The 17,173-nt window shown below is 68.5% G+C and carries 15 protein-coding genes; 6 read left to right on the top strand and 9 right to left on the bottom strand.

Annotation, left to right across the window (positions count from 1 at the left end; translation table 11 throughout):
- Positions 1–68: 68 nt before the first annotated feature.
- On the top strand, positions 69–845 hold the full coding sequence (locus ABRP18_RS15320) for a hypothetical protein (RefSeq protein ID WP_046747607.1): 777 nt from the start codon (positions 69–71) through the stop codon (positions 843–845).
- 40 nt (positions 846–885) lie between these two features.
- Here the strand turns inward: ABRP18_RS15320 and cydC are convergent, their stop codons facing one another.
- From cydC to ABRP18_RS15345, 5 genes are read right to left on the bottom strand one after another with little or no spacing between them, the layout of a single operon-like run.
- Positions 886–2,574: a thiol reductant ABC exporter subunit CydC gene (gene cydC / locus ABRP18_RS15325; protein ID WP_349884964.1), complete on the bottom strand. Its 1,689-nt coding sequence runs from the start codon at positions 2,572–2,574 to the stop codon at positions 886–888.
- Positions 2,571–4,241, bottom strand: coding sequence for a thiol reductant ABC exporter subunit CydD (gene cydD, locus ABRP18_RS15330; RefSeq protein ID WP_349884965.1), 1,671 nt, complete (start codon positions 4,239–4,241; stop codon positions 2,571–2,573). Before cydD ends, cydC begins: the two co-directional genes overlap by 4 nt.
- Positions 4,238–5,266, bottom strand: a complete 1,029-nt coding sequence (cydB, locus tag ABRP18_RS15335; RefSeq protein WP_029259883.1) for a cytochrome d ubiquinol oxidase subunit II — start codon at positions 5,264–5,266, stop codon at positions 4,238–4,240. Before cydB ends, cydD begins: the two co-directional genes overlap by 4 nt.
- Positions 5,267–5,280: 14 nt before the next feature.
- Positions 5,281–6,696 (bottom strand): cytochrome ubiquinol oxidase subunit I, encoded by a 1,416-nt coding sequence (locus ABRP18_RS15340; RefSeq protein WP_029259882.1) that lies wholly within the window; start codon positions 6,694–6,696, stop codon positions 5,281–5,283.
- On the bottom strand, positions 6,683–7,393 hold the full coding sequence (locus ABRP18_RS15345; protein ID WP_029259881.1) for a metalloregulator ArsR/SmtB family transcription factor: 711 nt from the start codon (positions 7,391–7,393) through the stop codon (positions 6,683–6,685). The genes ABRP18_RS15340 and ABRP18_RS15345 overlap by 14 nt, the downstream gene beginning before the upstream one ends.
- A 100-nt stretch (positions 7,394–7,493) precedes the next feature.
- Here ABRP18_RS15345 and radA point away from each other — a divergent pair, with 100 nt between their 5' ends.
- A complete protein-coding gene (gene radA, locus ABRP18_RS15350; protein WP_058630739.1) occupies positions 7,494–8,861 on the top strand; it encodes a DNA repair protein RadA in 1,368 nt (455 codons plus the stop codon).
- An 80-nt stretch (positions 8,862–8,941) separates the two neighbouring features.
- On the opposite strand, the gene ABRP18_RS15355 is transcribed toward radA, so the two are convergent.
- From ABRP18_RS15355 to ABRP18_RS15370, 4 genes are all read right to left on the bottom strand, one after another.
- On the bottom strand, positions 8,942–9,352 hold the full coding sequence (locus ABRP18_RS15355; protein WP_046747602.1) for a hypothetical protein: 411 nt from the start codon (positions 9,350–9,352) through the stop codon (positions 8,942–8,944).
- A gap of 374 nt (positions 9,353–9,726) precedes the next feature.
- Positions 9,727–10,377, bottom strand: coding sequence for a hypothetical protein (locus ABRP18_RS15360; protein WP_046747601.1), 651 nt, complete (start codon positions 10,375–10,377; stop codon positions 9,727–9,729).
- 71 nt (positions 10,378–10,448) lie between these two features.
- A complete protein-coding gene (locus ABRP18_RS15365; protein WP_046747600.1) occupies positions 10,449–10,949 on the bottom strand; it encodes an amino-acid N-acetyltransferase in 501 nt (166 codons plus the stop codon).
- Between the two features lie 230 nt (positions 10,950–11,179).
- Complete coding sequence (locus ABRP18_RS15370) at positions 11,180–13,714, bottom strand: ATP-dependent Clp protease ATP-binding subunit (protein ID WP_046747599.1); 2,535 nt, start codon at positions 13,712–13,714, stop codon at positions 11,180–11,182.
- A 204-nt stretch (positions 13,715–13,918) separates the two neighbouring features.
- Between ABRP18_RS15370 and ABRP18_RS15375 the strand changes: the two genes are divergently transcribed.
- The 4 genes from ABRP18_RS15375 (at position 13,919) to ABRP18_RS15390 (ending at position 17,009) form a co-directional block, all read left to right on the top strand.
- Positions 13,919–14,548 (top strand): hypothetical protein, encoded by a 630-nt coding sequence (locus tag ABRP18_RS15375; protein ID WP_058630740.1) that lies wholly within the window; start codon positions 13,919–13,921, stop codon positions 14,546–14,548.
- Positions 14,548–15,207 (top strand): hypothetical protein, encoded by a 660-nt coding sequence (locus ABRP18_RS15380; protein ID WP_349884966.1) that lies wholly within the window; start codon positions 14,548–14,550, stop codon positions 15,205–15,207. The genes ABRP18_RS15375 and ABRP18_RS15380 overlap by 1 nt, the downstream gene beginning before the upstream one ends.
- Positions 15,204–15,440 carry a helix-turn-helix transcriptional regulator gene (locus ABRP18_RS15385; protein ID WP_046747597.1) on the top strand — a complete coding sequence of 79 codons (237 nt, stop codon included), beginning with the start codon at positions 15,204–15,206 and terminating at the stop codon, positions 15,438–15,440. Before ABRP18_RS15380 ends, ABRP18_RS15385 begins: the two co-directional genes overlap by 4 nt.
- Before the next feature lie 144 nt (positions 15,441–15,584).
- Positions 15,585–17,009: a dicarboxylate/amino acid:cation symporter gene (locus ABRP18_RS15390; RefSeq protein ID WP_174799748.1), complete on the top strand. Its 1,425-nt coding sequence runs from the start codon at positions 15,585–15,587 to the stop codon at positions 17,007–17,009.
- Positions 17,010–17,173: the final 164 nt, after the last annotated feature.

The following is a 17,173-nucleotide window of genomic DNA, read 5'->3' on the forward strand; positions in this document are numbered from 1 at the left end:
GGCGATCGAGTTAGGATGGCCTTACAACCCGCCGCCTGTGGGGGCAGCGATGACGGGAAGGTTCCATCATGGGCTTCATCACGTCCGAGGCACTGGCCGACACCGGCTACGTCGTGCTCGACGACCACACCTCCGCCACCGATCCCGCTGAATGGCTGGGCCTCGAGTACGTCGGTTGGCGCTCCTCCGGCATCACGCGCTTCGCCCCGCTCACCAGCTATGCCGGCGACGTCGACTGCAACGGCTTCTGGAACCACACCCCGCCGCGCACCGACAAGGACGGCGTCTGGGTCGACTCGCAGGTCGCGATCGCCCCGACGCTGCAGCGCCGGGCCCAGGAACCGGGCGCGGGCATCGGCCGGTGCCGCGTGATCGAGCTGCAGCCCAACGAGTACGCCGACGCGATCTACAACCTGCACCAGGACGACAACAACCGCCTCAACGAAGAGGGCACCGGCTGGGTCGTGCGCGGGTTCTTCAACCTCTCCGACGACACCGAGTCGATGCTGATCCTGCGCTCCGACCGCTTCGACCCCGCGACCGAGATCCGCCTGCCGCTGCGCGCCGGCTCCCGCATCATCGTCGACACGCAGCGCTTCTGGCACGCGGTCTGGCACCGCGGCACGGCACCGCGGTACGCCCTCATCACCTCGTGGACCAGCGGCCCCGAGCTCGACGCGTACATCGCCGCCAATCACGGCGACCCGCACCCGAAGACCGTCGACCTCGATCCCCGGTTCGTCGACGCCGCCCAGATCGAGCTGCATCGCCGCATCGAAGAGCGCCGTCGCGCGTTCGAAGCACAGGGCATCGTGATGGAACCGCCCGTGGACATGAACGTCTGAGACGTCGGCCGGCGGGTCTCCCCGCACGGAGCCAACGGTGTCAGACCGTGCGGCCGTCGTGGATCCGCACCACGCGGTCGACCGTCCCCGCTGGCGGCGCCACGTGCGAGATCAGCAGCACCGACTGCTCCCCCGCGGCCAGCAGCAGATCGCGCAGCAGGGCATCCGATGCCTCAGGATCGACGCCCGCCGTCGGCTCGTCGAGCACCAGCACGGGGAAGCCGCGCAGCAGCGCCCTGGCGAGCGAGATCCGCTGCGCCTGACCGCCGGACACCAGCGCGCCGCGGTCACCCACCCTCGCATCGAGGCCCCCGCGCTCCCGCACCCAGTCACGGAGCCCGACCCGGTCGAGCATCGCCAGCAGTTCCTCGTCCGAGGCGGAGTCGCGCGCAAAGAGCAGATTCTGGCGGATGTCCTCGTCGAACAGCCGAGGACTCTGCTCGCACAGTCCGATCACGCGTCGCAGCGCCGGGCCCGAGAGCTCTGCGGCGTCGCGACCACCCACCAGATACTCGCCCTCCACGCGCAGGAAGCCGACCAGGGTCGCCGCGAGCGAGCTCTTGCCCGCCCCACTCGGTCCCGCGACCAGCACGCGCTCACCGGCGCGGAGGTCGAGGTCGACTCCCTTCAGCGCGGGCGTGCCGCCGGGCCAGGTCGCCCTGACGCCGCGCAGATGCAGCTCGGGAGTGCGCGCGAACTCCACGTCATCCCCCTCGTCGGAACGCAACTCCTCCGGCATCCGCTCCGGGAGCACGTCGACGATGCGCCCGGCGCTCGCGCGTACGCTCCGCCAGGACGCCGCAGCGATCGGCACCGCTCCGAACACCTCGAAGACCACCATCGGCACGAGCACCGCCACGGCCAGCCACGGACCGTCGATCGAGCCGTCCGCAAGGCCCGGAGCCGCCACGGCGAGCGCCCAGACCGATGCCGCCCCGGCCACGGCGGACACGACACCCGCCGCGACGGCCTGAGCGAGGGAGGCACGGTCGACCACGCGTCGCAGAGCCGCATCGGCGGCGGTGATCCGCGCCCGCGCCTGTTGCTCCGCCCCGTAGGCGATGAGCACGTCGAGGCTCCCGAGGTAGTCGACGAGAGCTGCGGAGAGCTCTGCCCGACGCTCCGAGACCCGTGCTTCGGCGTGCGAGCCGAACGCCCAACCGAGTCCGATCGCTGCAGCCGCGGCGGCCAGGAGGCAGACCGCGAGAGCGAGGGCGGCCGGGGGCGAGACGAACGCGAGGAAGCCCACCGCTCCGACCGCGACGAGCGCCGCCACACCGAGCGGCTGCACCACTCGCAGCGGCAGGTTCTGCAGGTTCTCGACGTCGTCCACGAGAGCTGCGAGCACCTGCCCGCGGTCCGTCGAGCCGAGTCCCGCCGGCGACAGAGGGATCAGCCGGCGCACCATGTCGGCACGAGTCGAGGCGAGCTGACGCAGCGCGGCATCGTGTCCGCTCAGGCGCTCCAGATAGCGGGTGACCGCGCGCGAGACGGCGAAGAAGCGCACACCGACGACGGCGATCGACAGCGGCACCAGCGAATCGACGATCGAGGCGCTCACGATCAGCCACCCGCTGACCGCGAGCAGACTCACGGCGGCGGCGGCCGAGAGCAGACCCCAGATCAGTCCCGGTACGAAGCGGCCGAGTGGCGGCTGCGCGAGTCGCAGGATGGCGCCGACCCGGTGACCGCGGGAATGCGCGGCATCGGTTGTGCGGGGTGCAGTCATGCGTTCACCCCCAGCGCCACGATCTGATCCGCGATCTCGCGCGCGGTCCGACGGTGGGAGACGAGGAGGATCGTCGCCCCGGCATCCGCCTTCTCGCGCAACGATCGCCACAGCCGGTCCTCGGTCTCGGGGTCGAGCGCACTCGACGGCTCATCGAGTGCGAGCACCCGTCCGGACGCCGTTGCCTGGCGATACAGGGCGCGGGCGACGGCCACCCGCTGCGCCTGCCCGCCCGACAGTCCCGCCCCCTGCACGCCGAGCTCCAGCGCGGGGTCGATCCCCTCGGCGCAGGCGTCGTCGAGCGCAGCGCGCACCCGACCTGCGTCCGGCACAGGATCACCGAGGGTGACGTTCGCCGCCACGGTCCCGCGCGTCAGTCCAGGTGCCTGTCCGGCCCAGGCGAGCCACACCGACGGCGCGATCCCCCGCACGTCCGCGCCGCCGTAGAACGCCGTCCCCTCGAACTCGACCGCGCCTCGGAGTGCCGCCAGCAGCGACGACTTCCCCGACCCGCTCGGCCCCTCGATGACGGTGATGGTCCCCGGCCCGGCTGCGAACGACACGGGCGGCAGGTCGCGAACCCGCAGACCCTCGACCACGAGGTTTCCGCCGTTCGCCGGTTCCACGGTGGTGTCCACATGCATGACCGATTCACGGATGCCGGGGGTTTCGGCGGCGATTCCTCCGACATCCGTCGAAAGCTCCTGCATCCGCGCGCGCTCCCCCGCCGCATCGAGCACCTCGAACACGTCCTCCGTCGCCGCGACCCCCTCGGCCGCCGCGTGGAACTGCACCCCCACCTGCCGGATGGGCAAGAACGCCTCGGGAGCGAGCAGCAGCACGAACAGCCCCACCTCGAGGGTCAGATCGCCCGACAGCAGCCGGAAGCCGACCGACACCGCGATCAGGGCCACCGCGATCGAGGCCAGCAGCTCCATCGCGAAGCCGGACAGGAACGAGAACCGCAGCACCTTCATGGTCTCGCGGCGGTACTCGTCGGCGGTGACCTCGATGCGGTCGGCCGCACGCCGGTCGCGTCCGAACAGTCGCAGCGTCGACAGCCCCTGCACCGTGTCGGCGAAGCGTGCCGCGAGGCGCTGCAGCGTCTGCCACTGCCGGGTCTGCACGGTGCGGGTCGCCATGCCGATCAGGATGAGGAACAACGGGATCAGCGGCAGCGTGATCACTGCGGTGAGTCCGCTCGGCCAGTCCTGCCACCACATGACCGCGACGAGCACCGGCGTCGCGATCACGGTCAGCACGAGCTGCGGGATGTACCGGGCGAAGTAGGCGTCGAGAGCTTCGAGCCCGTGACCGGCCGTGACCGCGAGCGCCGTCTGATTGCGCTGCGCGAGCCACCCTGGCCCGAGCCTCCCGACCGCAGCCACGAGCGCCGTGCGCAGCTGCATCCCCGTCTTGGCGGCGGCCCGTGTGCCCGCGGCATCCGAGGCCGCGATGAGCAGGCCGCGCAGCAGAGCCGTGAGCAGCAGCCAGAGCAGCGACGAGGTGACGTCACGCCCCGCGAGCGCCCCCGTGATCGCGTCGGTCAGCAGCCACGCGAAGGCGATCGTGACCGCCGTCTGGACGACGCCGATCAACGCGGATGCCGCGAGGAAACCCCTCGCGGCACCCGCGTATCGCAGCAGTCTCGGATCGACGGGTTTCACGCGTGCGCCGGAGCCCCCTCGATGGATTTCCGGGTGACGCGCTTGCGGAACACCCAGTAGGTCCACGCCTGGTACGCGAGCACGAGCGGCATCGCGATCAGGGCCGTCCAGCTCATGATCTGCAGCGTGTACGGGGTGCTCGAGGCGTTGGCGATCGTGAGGCTGTAGGCCGGGTCGATCGTCGACGGCATCACGTACGGGAACAGGGCGGAGAACAGCATGACCACGGCGAACATGACCGTGAGCATGCCGGCGAAGAACGCCCACCCGTCGCGACGGACGAGCGAGAAGCCGACCGCCGCGATCAGGCTGACCGCCGCGAGCGCACCGGCTGCGATGACCAGCCAGAGCAGCGGAGCCTCGCGGCCCATCGCGATCGCGACCGTCCAGATCACCGTCGCGGCTGCGACGAGGATCGTCGGGATGGCGGCCTTCTTCGCGAGCTTCTGCGCATCCTCATGCACCTGACCATCGGTCTTGAGTGCCACGAACAGCACCCCGTGCAGGAAGAAGAGCAGCAGCGTGGTGACGCCCACCAGCAGTGCGTAGGGGTTCAGCAGGGAGAAGAAGCCGCCGACGAAGATGTGGTTCTCGTCGATCGCGACGCCCTGCACGATGTTGCCGAACGCCACACCCCACAGCAGCGCGGGAACGACCGAGCCGATCACGATCATCCGGTCGAAGCCGGCCTTCCACTTCGCGCTGTCGCGCTGGTGCCGGTACTCGAACGAGACACCGCGCAGGATCAGCGCGAGCAGGATCAGCAGCAGCGGCAGGTAGAAGCCGCTGAACAGCGTGGCGTACCACTCGGGGAACGACGCGAACAGCACGGCGCCGGCCACGATGACCCAGGTCTCGTTGAGATCCCAGACCGGGCCGATCGTGTTGATGACCTGTCGGCGCGAGACGTCGTTCTTGCCGAGGAACGGCAGGGACATGCCGACTCCGAAATCGAAGCCGTCCAGGACGAAGTAGCCGACGAAGAAGAAGGCGACGATGAAGAACCAGAGTGTTGCGAGATCCATGATGCTCCTCCCTCTCAGTAGACGACCGACGGCAGCTGGGCCGTCTCGTCATGCGGCTTCTCTTCGGTGTCGGGCCCCTTCTGGGCGGCCCGGATGATGAGGCGGATCTCCACGACGGCGAGCGCCGCATAGATCGCGGTGAACGCGATGAGCGATATCAGCACCTCGAGCCCGCTGACGCCCGGCGAGACACCGTCCTGCGTCGTCATCAGCCCGAACACGATCCAGGGCTGTCTGCCCATCTCGGTGAAGACCCAGCCCATGATGTTGGCGGCCAGCGCGAGCGGGAACGACCAGATGGCGACCTTCCACATCCACGGTGCGACCGGCTTCTTGGCGCCCTTGCGGGTGACCCACAGGCCAGCGACGGCGACGAGCGCCGCGGCGATGCCCAGGCCGATCATCCAGCGGAAGGCCCAGTACGTGATCCACAGCACCGGGGCGAAGTCGGTCAGACCGGTGGCGGCGTAGGTCTGCGCGTACTCGGCGTTCAGATCGTTGATGCCGTGCACACACGCGTCGAGGGTGTGTGTCGACAGCAGCGACAGCAGATACGGCACGCGGATGGAGAACAGCTCGGAGCTGCCGTCCGGGGTGCCGAGCGTGAAGATGCTGAACGAGGCATCGGGACCGCAGACCGTGTTGAACGTGGCCTCGGCCGCCGCCATCTTCATGGGCTGCGCAGCGTACATCGCGAGGCCCAGCTGGTCGCCCGTGAGCACGACGCCCGCGGTCGAGACGATCATGGCCCACAGCCCGAACTTGAGCGAGATGCGCATGGTGTCGAAGTGCTGGCCGCGCGAGAGGTGCCAGGCCGAGACCGAGATCACGACACCGGCGGCGAACATGAACGCACCGAAGATCGTGTGCGGGAACGCGGCGAGCGCGACGGGGTTGGTCAGCAGCGCCCAGAAGTCGGTCAGCTCGGCGCGGTTGGTCGCCTCGTTGAACGTGTACCCGACGGGGTTCTGCATGAAGGCGTTGGCGGCGATGATGAAGTACGCCGACAGGATGCTGCCGATCGAGACGCACCAGATCGTGGCGAGGTGCAGCTTCTGCGGGAGCTTGTCCCAGCCGAAGATCCAGAGGCCGATGAAGGTCGCCTCGAAGAAGAAGGCCAGCAGGCCCTCGAAGGCGAGCGGGGCGCCGAACACGTCACCGACGAAGCGGGAGTAGTCGGACCAGTTCATGCCGAACTGGAACTCCTGCACGATGCCGGTGACGACGCCCATGGCGAAGTTGATCAGGAAGATCTTCCCGAAGAAGCGGGTCAGGTGCAGGTACTGCACCTTGCCGGTGCGCACCCACGCGGTCTGGAAGATCGCCGCGACCAGCGCCATGCCGATCGTGAGCGGCACGAAGAGGTAGTGGTAGACGGTCGTCAGGCCGAATTGCCATCGGGCCAGAGCGAGCGGATCAAGCCATTCCATGCACGACTCCTGTTCTGTGGTGCCGCTGCTTCGTGCTGTGACGCAGCGTTCCCTCGACCAGCGGCGCGGTGGTGTCGCGCAGCTGCACGGTGCAGTCCGACGGGAGGACAGCGTCGCGCACGCACTCGGCTTCGAGTGGTCCGCCTGCCTCGTTCAGGACGCCTTGCATGAGTTCCAGGTGCACGCGGCACAGCATCGGGCGGTCTTCCGACCGTCCGGCGGCGTGCGGGCACGGGCTGAGGTCGACCGTGAGACTGCGGTCGTCGAGCACGGGCTCGAAGCCGCTCTCCTCCAGGTGCTCGACGAGCGCATCGAGCTGATAGGTGGCTTCGCGACCGAGTCCGGACGCCGCGTCGGGGAGCATGCTCCGCATCAGGTCGCCACGGCGGGCGGCCGCCTTCGCCTTGTCTCGGGCAACGGGACTGGAGGCCCCTGGCGCTCCGGTCGCCGCGCTGTACAGCGTGCGCGGTCGGCCCCGCGTCGTGCGGTGCTCGATCGTCGGGATCACGTAGCCGCCCTCGATCAGGCGCTGCAGGTGCTCGCGGATCGTGTTGGGGTGCAGCCCTGTGGCTTCGCACAGCTGGGTGATGGAGAGCTCGCCCCGGGTCTGCGAACTTCCCGCTTCGAAGAGCAAGTGCAGGATCTGCACCCGGGAGTAGCTCGAGATCGGCCCGCAGACGGGCCCGCCGTTGGCCATGAACCCAGTATCCCGCGACACTGCGAGTTTGCCGAGAGGATGGGCCGTGAATAAACACCTGGCCGATAGGGATGTCTGATGCCGGCGATAGCCTGGGGGCATGGCCACCCGGAAACCCGCTCCTCCTGCGTACGTGTGCACGGAATGCGGGTGGACCACCGCCAAGTGGGTCGGACGCTGCGGCGAGTGCCAGCAGTGGGGAACGGTGCAGGAGCAGGCAGCGCAGACCGGCATCCTCCGTCGGGTGGGGCCGGTCGCGCCGACGGCCGACCGTGCCGCCCGGCCCATCACGCAGATCACGACGCAGGATGCACCTCGTCGCTCGAGCGGCGTCGGCGAGTTCGACCGTGTCCTCGGCGGCGGCATCGTGCCGGGGGCGGCGATCCTGCTCAGCGGTGAACCCGGCGTCGGCAAGTCCACGCTTCTGCTGGAGGTGGCAGCGCAGGCGGCTCGCGGCGGACGCCGTGTGCTCTACGCGAGCGCCGAGGAATCCCCCGGTCAGGTGCGCCTGCGTGCCGAGCGCACTGGCGCGCTGCACGACGAGCTGTATCTCGCGAGCGAGACCGATCTGGCGACCATCCTCGGCCACATCGACGAGGTCAAGCCGCAGCTCGTGATCGTCGACTCGGTGCAGACCGTCTCGTCGTCCCTGATCGACGGCGCCGCCGGGCAGCCCAGCCAGGTGCGAGAGGTGGCTGCCACACTGATCCGCATCGCCAAGGATCGCGACCTGCCGATCATCATCGTCGGCCACGTGACAAAAGACGGTCAGGTCGCCGGGCCCCGTGTGCTCGAGCACCTCGTCGACGTGGTGTGTCACTTCGAGGGCGACCGTCAGACCTCGCTGCGCTTCGTCCGCGCGCTCAAGAACCGCTTCGGTCCGACCGACGAGGTGGGCTGCTTCGAGATGACCGGCGACGGCATCGCCGAGGTGCCAGACCCCTCAGGGCTCTTCCTCTCGCAGGGGGCGACCGAGCCAGGCACGTGCGTGGCGATCTCGCTCGAGGGTCGACGCGCCCTTCCCGTCGAGGTGCAGGCGCTCACGGTGCCGAGCAACGCGCCGAACCCGCGCCGCATCGTGCACGGCGTCGACTCCTCGCGGGTCGCCATGGTGCTGGCCATCCTCGAGAAGAGAGCCGGCATCGCGACCGGCAGCCTCGACGTCTACGTGTCCACGGTCGGCGGTGTGCGCTTCACCGAACCCGCGGCCGACCTCGCGATCGCCATCGCCGTGGCGGGTTCCATCCAGCAGATCTCGGTTCCGCGCACGGTCGCGGCGGTGGGCGAGCTGAGCCTCGCCGGGGAGATCAGGCCGGTCACGCAGGCGGCCCAGCGACGCTCCGAGGCCGCGCGCCTCGGCTATGAGCAGGTGGTCGACGATCGTTCGAAGACGCTCCGAGCCGCGCTGAGCGATGTGCGCGCGCGCAACACCTCACGCCGATCCGACCGCGACATCCCCCCGTTCTGACCGCCCGCGCTTCCGCGTCGCGGTTTTGACGTCGAAGGTCAGGCATGGAGGGTCTGACGCCGTGTGTCTGACGTCGCGTGTCAGGCGTCGAGCGCCTTGAGCAGCTCAGCGGGATCGGCCTGCATCGGGTGCGGCCCGGCGATATCGAGGAACACCGTCGTGATCGGGTGCGCCGCGAGGAACTTCCGCAGCCAGTCCGCGCTGTAGATGCCCACTCCTGGAGGCAGGTTGGCAGGCTTGTTCTTCGCGTCGCTGAAGAGCAGCAGGGCGAGGTCACCGGTGTTCGGGTCGCGATACGTCCACACCTCGCCGCTGTCGAGAGGGTTGTCCCGCGCGCCGGGCTTGATGAGCGGGACGATCGTGGTGCCGTGCCGGAGGGCGAGCGCGACCGCAGCGACATCCTGCTTCTCCAGAGCCTGCGCCAGAGCGTCCGAACGGAAATCCTCGGGTGCCGGCTTGTTCTTTCCGGACTTCGCCTTCTTCGCTGCCATGCATCCAGCTTATGCAGAGCGCCGGGCGCAGAGTGCCGATCCGACAGCGGAGACGATTGGGGCCCTCTCGAGTCCCACATTGGGGACTGGGGTACTCGAGAGGGCCCTCGGACTCTCGTGCGGCGATGTCGAAGCGCTGGGGACGCTGTAGTTCGACGCCACTGGGGATGGCTTGTTGCCGCAGATGCGGAGAGTCGCTTCTATGGTATCCCAAAGAGTGGGGGATGTCAGCATCGTGCGGCGAAGGCAGGCGACATCGCTCCATTTCGTGCGATACCCGTCGAGCGACGACGGATTTCGAAGGCGCCGACTGAGATCGCTTCGAACTCAGCGGGACGGAGCTGCGCAGCGATCGGTCGTCGGTGCGACGTCGTTCAGTAGAGCAGGATCTGCGCGCTCGAGGGGCTCGTGAAACCGCCGATGGATACCTCGACGTGGTACGAGGCTCCGCCCCCAGGCGCTCGCTGTCGATTCTCCTGGGCACAGGTCTCGACACTCGACCGGGTGCGATCCCAGGTGACGGGGTCCTTGCTCGTGACCGTGGTACCCGCCGTGAGCGTGGCGATCATGCTGCTCGGGTTCTCCTGGCAGTCGGTCGAACGCCACCATTCGTCCGAGCCGCTGGAGATCGTGAACGCCTGGGTGGCGGAACCGACGTCGAGCGTGCAGTCCTTCGTGCCTTTGTTGGTCAGCGAGATCGAGAGCTTCGGCAGAACGCCGGGCGCATAGCTCTCGGCGTCGGTCACGGCGGCGACCTCGATGTCCGCCGCCTCGCAGGCGACGATCGCCGGCGTCTGCTCGGAGGAGGGATCGGGAGAGGGCGACTGCCCCTCGGTCGTCGCGCCCGCGGACGGTGACGGCGACGTGGAGGGGGTGGACGTCGGCGTCGATGACGTGTCGGCCGAGGCCCACGGGCGGGCGATCAGCAACCAGGCGCCGATGCCGATCGCGGCGACGGCCAGGATGAGACCGAGGATGACGACCAGTCGCCGACGACGGTAGACGGCGGCAGAGCGACGGGGCATGACTCCAGGCTAAGCGATCCGCCGCGCTCAGCCTGGGAGGCCCCACGGCACACGCGGACGAACGTGCGTGGTCAGAGCACCTTGAGCATGCGCGTGTTGCCGAGCGTGTTCGGCTTGACGTGGGCGAGGTCGAGGAACTCCTCCACACCCGCGTCACCGCTGCGCAACAGCTGCGAGTACACGTCCGAGTCGACCACCTGCTCGCCGATCGGGGTGTAACCGCGCCGCCCGAAGAAGTCGACCTCGAACGTGAGGCAGAACAGGCGGGTCAGGCCGAGCGTCTTGGCGTTCTCCTCCAGACGGTCGACGATTGCGCGCCCGACACCGTGGTGCAGCCAGTCGTCGCGCACGAGCAGAGTGCGCACCTCGCCGAGGTCTTCCCAGAACACGTGCAGCGCACCGCATCCGATCAGCACGCCATCAGCCTCTGCGACGACGAACTCCTGCACCGCGCCGTACAGCACCGCCAGGTCTTTGCCGAGCAGGATGCGCTGTTCGACGAGCGGCTGCAGCAGGTCACGGATGCCGACGATGTCGGCGCTGCGCGCCGGACGGACGATGTACTCGCTCACACCACAAGCCTAGAACCCACCCCTGGGCATGTCCCTCAGCCGGGGTCGGTATGCCAAAACCCAGACCATCCGATGCCCTCGAGGCGTGTCCGGCCTGGACGCGCCGAGGCGCCGCGGCATGGTCTGGGTTTTCGCACGAGGCGGGGACACACGAGGCGGGGACACAAGAGGCGGGGACGCAAGAAGGGGCGGATGCCGCAGCATCCGCCCCTTCTCGTGGTTCCGGGAGGTCACTCCCCGCTGGCGACCGCCAGGTCGGGGGTGCCGGAGATCGCGCCGCCGCCGGTGTTCACACCGACCGCGACGGGACCGCCATCGCGCGGGCCGTGCTCGAACAGGAACTGCCCGTCCTTCGCGTCGACCTTCACGTGGTCTCCGGAGTTGAGCTCACCATGCAGGATCTTCTCCGACAGACGGTCCTCGACCTCGTGCTGCATCGCGCGACGCAGCGGTCGGGCGCCCAGGGCCGGGTCGAAGCCGATCTCGATCAGACGCTCCTTGGCGGCCTGCGACAGCTCGATCGTCATGTCGCGGTCCAGCAGACGCTCACCGAGGCGCTTGGTGAACAGATCGACGATCTGCACCAGCTCTTCCTTCGACAGCTGCGGGAACACGATGATGTCGTCGACACGGTTGAGGAACTCGGGCTTGAAGTGCCGCTTGAGCTCTTCGTTCACCTTGCCCTTCATCCGGTCGTAGCTGGTCGAGTCGTTGCCCTCGATCTGGAAGCCGACGGGTCCGCCGGCGATGTCGCGCGCACCGAGGTTGGTGGTCATGATGATGACCGTGTTCTTGAAGTCCACGATCCGACCCTGACCGTCGGTGAGACGACCCTCTTCCAGGATCTGAAGCAGCGAGTTGAAGATGTCCGGGTGCGCCTTCTCGATCTCGTCGAAGAGGACCACGCTGAACGGCTTGCGCCGCACCTTCTCGGTGAGCTGGCCACCCTCTTCGAATCCGACGAATCCGGGAGGGGCACCGAACAGACGCGACACGGTGTGCTTCTCACCGAACTCGCTCATGTCGAGGGAGATCAGCGCAGCTTCGTCGTCGAACAGGAACTCGGCGAGAGCCTTGGCCAGCTCGGTCTTTCCGACACCCGTGGGGCCGGCGAAGATGAACGAGCCGGAGGGACGCTTCGGGTCCTTGAGGCCGGCACGCTGACGACGGATGGTCTTGGAGAGGGCGGCGATGGCCTCCTCCTGACCGATGACGCGCTGGTGCAGCGCCTTCTCCATGAAGACGAGTCGGCTGGACTCCTCCTCGGTCAGCTTGAACACGGGGATGCCCGTCGCCTGGGCGAGCACCTCGGCGATCAGGCCCTCGTCGACGACCGCCTGGGTCGCGACGTCGCCCGCACGCCACTGCTTCTCGAGGCGCAGACGCTCCGCGAGGAGGCTCTTCTCCTCGTCGCGCAGGGAGGCGGCCTTCTCGAAGTCCTGCTCCTCGGAGGCGACTTCCTTCTGCTCGCGCACGGCGGCGATCTTCTCGTCGAACTCACGCAGCTCGGGCGGGCTGGACAGGATCGACAGACGCAGACGTGCGCCGGCCTCGTCGATCAGGTCGATGGCCTTGTCCGGGAGGAAGCGGTCCGAGACGTAGCGGTCGGCGAGGTTCGCCGCGGCCACGATCGCGCCGTCGGTGATCTGCACCTTGTGGTGCGCCTCGTAGCGGTCGCGCAGACCCTTGAGGATGTTGATCGCGTGCGGCAGCGTCGGCTCGTTCACCTGCACCGGCTGGAAGCGGCGCTCGAGCGCGGCGTCCTTCTCGAAGTGCTTGCGGTACTCGTCGAGCGTGGTGGCACCGATCGTCTGCAGCTCGCCGCGGGCGAGGAGAGGCTTCAGGATGCTGGCCGCGTCGATCGCACCCTCGGCGGCGCCCGCACCCACGAGGGTGTGGATCTCGTCGATGAAGACGATGATGTCGCCGCGCGTGCGGATCTCCTTGGTGACCTTCTTCAGACGCTCCTCGAAGTCACCGCGGTAGCGGGAACCGGCGATGAGCGAGCCGAGGTCGAGCGAGTAGAGCTGCTTGTCCTTCAGCGTCTCGGGCACATCGCCCTTGACGATCGCCTGGGCCAGCCCCTCGACGACGGCGGTCTTGCCGACGCCCGGCTCGCCGATCAGGACGGGGTTGTTCTTGGAACGGCGGGAGAGGATCTGCATGACCCGCTCCGCCTCCTTCTCGCGCCCGATCACCGGGTCGAGCTTGTTGTCGCGTGCGGCCTGGGTGAGGTTGCGACCGAACTGGTCGAGCACGGCCGAGCCGCCCTGAGCGCCCGCCTGCGAGTCGTTGGTCTGCGCACCGACGGACGCCGGCTCGCGACCGGGAGCGCCGGAGAGCAGCTGGATGACCTGCTGGCGCACCTTGTTGAGGTCGGCGCCGAGCTTGACGAGCACCTGGGCGGCGACGCCCTCGCCCTCGCGGATGAGGCCGAGCAGGATGTGCTCGGTGCCGATGTAGTTGTGGCCGAGCTGGAGGGCCTCGCGGAGGCTGAGCTCGAGAACCTTCTTGGCGCGCGGGGTGAACGGGATGTGGCCGGTCGGCTGCTGCTGACCCTGGCCGATGATGTCCTGCACCTGCTCGCGCACGGCGTCGAGGGAGATGCCGAGCGACTCGAGCGCCTTGGCAGCGACACCTTCACCCTCGTGGATGAGACCGAGCAGGATGTGCTCGGTTCCGATGTAGTTGTGGTTGAGCATCTTCGCCTCTTCTTGGGCGAGGACGACCACTCGACGGGCTCGGTCCGTGAATCTCTCGAACATGCTGTGACTCCTTATTCGCACGGGGCGAAGCGCTGACACCTATGGCGTTCTCTGCGCCTGTACATCGAGAGTAACCACCGCGAACGGCACGTATGCCCGTGTTCGCCGTGGGCATACCGGAGGTTGACGGGGTTATCGACTGTCGTTATGTTAACGAAAGTCGATAACAACGGGTCCGAACCGGGCCACGGAGAAGGAGGCGCCATGACCGATGTACCGACCGCGACCAGAGCGGCGAGCCTGGTGGAGAAGACCGTGCTGGGTGTCATAGCCGGAGCCGCGGGAGCCATCGCGGTCGTCGATCTGATCGGCGCAGGCGTCCGCACCGCCGTCCTGATGACGGGCGAGTCCGTCACCATCCCGTCGATGCCGCTGAGCACGGCCGAGGCGCCCGCAGTGCTCGCGGCGTCCTCGAACATCTCCGATGCACAGTACGACACCGTCACGCTCACCGCCTCCGGCCTCAGCCTGTCTCCCCGCCTCCTGCTCGCCATCGCCGATGCGCTCGCGGTCCTGGGCCCGATCGTGCTGTGCCTCGCGGTCGCCTGGCTGTGCATCCGGCTCTTGATCGGTCGCCCCTTCGGCAGCGCGGCGACCTGGGGCATCGCCGTCGCCGCGCTCGCCGTCATGGCGGGCGGCCTGATGAGCCAGGCGGTGCGCGCGAATGCGTTCAGCGAGATCACCTCCGAGCTGAACCTCGTCTCCGGTGGCGTTCCGGCGTTCGAGATGTCGATCGACCTCGCCCCGTTCGGGTGGGGCTTCGCGCTCGTGGTCGTCGCCGGCGCGTTCGAGATCGGCCAGCGGCTGCAGCGCGACACGGAAGGACTCGTCTGATGAAGACCACCGCAGGCACCACCGCGGGCACCACCGCACCCACCCGCTCCGAGACGGCGGACGCGATCGCCGTGATCCTCTACGCCGCCGCGGGTCTGGTCGCAGTGGCGTTCGCCACGATCCTTCGCGTCGCCGGCACCTTCCGCGACTCCGGGATCGCGTGGTCGATCCCGATCGACGAGCAGCCGATCTCGGCGACCACCGACTCCGGCGCGATCTCCGTCGAGGGGATAGCGCAGGATGCGATGGTCTTCGCCACCGGTGTGAACGCGGTGTCGGTCGGGGCGATCATCGCCGCCATCACCCTGTGGGCGCTCGCGGCCCTGCTGGTGATCGGGTCGGTCACGCTGGTCGCCTGGAACTTCCTGCGCGGACGTTTCTTCGTGCGCGGCAACGCCCGCGCGTTCGATGTGATCGGCTGGACCCTAGTCGTGGCGCCGATCCTGATCGTCATGTTCGAGACCATGGGCCGCAACGGCGTCACCTCAGCACTCGGCCTCGGTGAGGGAGAGCCTGCGCATCCGATCGAGTTCTGGAGCGTCGCCCCGATCTTCGCGACCGGCGTGACCGTGGGCCTGATCGCCGTCGCGTTCCGCCGCGGCATCCGCCTGCAGAACGAGAAGCTCGCGCTCGAGAAGGAAACGGAGGGACTGGTGTGACCCCGGCAGAGAGCGACGACGAGTTCACCGGCATCCACTGCCGACTCGATGAGCTGCTCGCCGATCGCGGGATGACCCTCACCGAGCTGAGCGCCGCGGTCGGGGTGAGCATCGTGAACCTGTCGGTCCTGAAGAACGACCGCGCCCGCGCCATCCGCTACTCCACCCTTCGCGCGATCTGCGAAGCGCTCGACTGCGAAGTGGGCGAGCTGCTGGTGCTCGCTCCCCGCTGAGCCCCCTCCCCCGCTGAACTCACTCCCCCGCTGAGCTCGGGAGCGTCATCCTTCGTCATATCCACCCAGGGAATTCTCAGGGAGTCATAGCGTTGGGCCTCATGGCGCGCACTCGGCGCGCCGCGATCCTGGAGTCCCCACCCCATGAGCACCACCGCACGCGCCCAGAAGGCGCCAGACACCCGCGGACCGGTCCGGAAGCTGCTGACGTCGTTCGGCTTCCAGATCCTCGCCGCCCTCGTCCTCGGCGTCGCCGCCGGTCTGATCGGCCGCCAGCTCGGCGCCACCGCCGAGAACCCGAACGGCCTGTCGGCGACCCTCGACACGATCGGCAGCTCGTACGTGACGCTGCTGCGCGCCGCCGTCGTCCCGCTGATCTTCACGGCCATCGTCGCCAGCATCTCGAACCTGCGCCGCGTGCAGAACGCTGCACGCCTGGCAGGGCAGACGATCCTGTGGTTCGCGATCACCGCGTTCGTCGCCGTGATCATCGGCATCGTCCTCGGCCTCGTGATCCAGCCGGGCAACCGCGCCGGTGAGGGCCTCGAGACCGGCGACCCGTACACGGTCGGCACCTGGTGGAACTTCCTGCTGGGTCTCATCCCGCAGAACTTCCTCGGGCTCACGGTCAGCACCAACCCCGGTGCCGTCGAAGGCACCTTCAGCTCCAGCGTCGGCTTCAACATCCTGCAGGTCATCGTGGTCGCGGCCGTCGTCGGCATCGCCGCGCTCAAGGCCGGCAAGAAGGCAGAGCCGTTCCTCGTGTTCACCGAGTCGCTGCTCAAGGTCATCCAGCGCGTGCTGTGGTGGATCATCCGCATCGCCCCGCTCGGCACGTTCGGCCTCATCGGCTCTGCAGTGATCAAGTACGGCTGGGAGAAGCTGGCCTCACTCGGCTGGTTCGCCGCCGCGGTGTACATCGGCCTCGCGCTCGTGCTGTTCGTCGTCTACCCCGTCCTGGTCAAGACGCACGGCCTGTCGATCAAGCAGTACTTCTCCGGCGTGTGGCCCGCGGTGCAGCTGGCCTTCGTCAGCCGTTCCTCGATCGGCACGCTGCCCCTCACCGAGCGCGTGACCGAGCGCAACCTCGGAGTGCCCCGCTCCTACGCCTCGTTCGCCGTGCCGCTGGGCGCGACCACGAAGATGGACGGCTGCGCCGCGATCTACCCGGCCATCGCCGCGATCTTCGTGGCACAGTTCTTCGGCATCGAGCTGAACTTCGTGCAGTACCTGCTGATCGTGATCGTCTCGGTCGTCGGTTCCGCCGCCACCGCCGGAACCACCGGCGCGGTCGTGATGCTCACGCTGACGCTGTCGACGCTCGGCCTGCCGCTCGAGGGCGTCGGGCTGCTGCTCGCGATCGACCCGATCCTCGACATGGGCCGCACCGCGGTCAACGTCGCGGGTCAGGCGCTGATCCCGACCATCGTCGCCAAGCGCGAGGGCATCCTGAACGAGGAGCTCTACAACGCTCCGCGCGAGGGCCTCCCCTTCGCCGATGACTCCGGCGACGACGACGCTCCCGAGGCGGACGCGTCCGCCGACAAGGAGCCGGTCAGCGCACGCTGACCCCCTCCCCCTCTCTCCCTCTCTCCCCCTCTCTCCCTCTCCCCCTCCTCCCTCCCCGTCTCTCCTCCGCCGAGACCCACGCGCGTCGTCGAGACCCACAGTCGCAGACGTCTCAGACGATGGGTCGGGGCGACGACGATGGGTCTCGGCGGAGGTGAGGAGGG

It is taken from the genome of Microbacterium sp. WHRI 7836 (assembly GCF_040223885.2).
Classification (GTDB): Bacteria; Actinomycetota; Actinomycetes; order Actinomycetales; family Microbacteriaceae; genus Microbacterium; species Microbacterium oxydans.